Source organism: Kineococcus vitellinus, from assembly GCF_009906315.1.
GTDB classification, from domain to species: domain Bacteria; phylum Actinomycetota; class Actinomycetes; order Actinomycetales; family Kineococcaceae; genus Kineococcus; species Kineococcus vitellinus.
In genome coordinates, this window is the sequence record NZ_JAAALL010000633.1 from 1 (window position 1) to 598 (window position 598).

Here is a 598-nt window from a genome sequence, read left to right on the forward strand (position 1 = left end):
TGCGCCAGAAGGTCATCGGCGCCCGCGCGGCGGGCGCCCGCTGGTTCCTCGCGCCCCGCGCGGAGTGCGGGCAGGTGGCCGGCGCCGTGCCCGAGGGCATCACCGTCCTGCCGGTCTCCACGCTGCACGAGGCGCGCACGGCCGTGGAGGCCGTCGGCGCCGGCGACGGCGGCGCGCTGCAGACCTGCGAGGCGGTCGCCGCCGCCGGCTGAGCCGACGGGCCTCAGTCCAGCGTCGCCTGCAGCGCGCTCACCAGGCCCGGCACGAGGTCCGCGCCCATGGCCACCTCGCCGTCGGAGTCCTTCGAGCGCGAGCGCACCGCGCACTCGTGGCGGCCGTCGCGCAGCACGGCGACGGCGATGCGGACGTCCTCGGCCAGCGGGTGGGCGGCCAGCGCGCGGGCGCGGGCCTCCTCGTCGGCGGGTGCCGCGGCGCGCACCTCGGCCTCGGCGTCCGGCGGCACGAGGATGCGCTCGACGACGAGGGCGGCGCCGTCGACGCCGCCGGGCCAGGCGAGCTGGCCGAGCAGCTCGTCGAGGTCGGCCACGTCCGGGACGCCCTCCTGCTCCACGGAGGTCAGGTGGCCGGCGTCGGCGCG

Annotated in this window: 1 protein-coding gene and 1 pseudogene; one reads left to right on the forward strand and one right to left on the reverse strand. The window is 79.8% G+C overall.

Going from position 1 to position 598, the window contains the following annotated elements; genetic code table 11:
* Window positions 1–212, forward strand: a pseudogene (locus GTQ99_RS23840) (signal protein PDZ); the annotation flags it as partial.
* An 11-nt stretch (window positions 213–223) separates the two neighbouring features.
* Here GTQ99_RS23840 and GTQ99_RS23845 read toward each other — a convergent pair.
* The coding region (locus tag GTQ99_RS23845) for a PPA1309 family protein (RefSeq protein ID WP_240898024.1) at window positions 224–598 on the reverse strand (375 nt) is incomplete at its 5' end.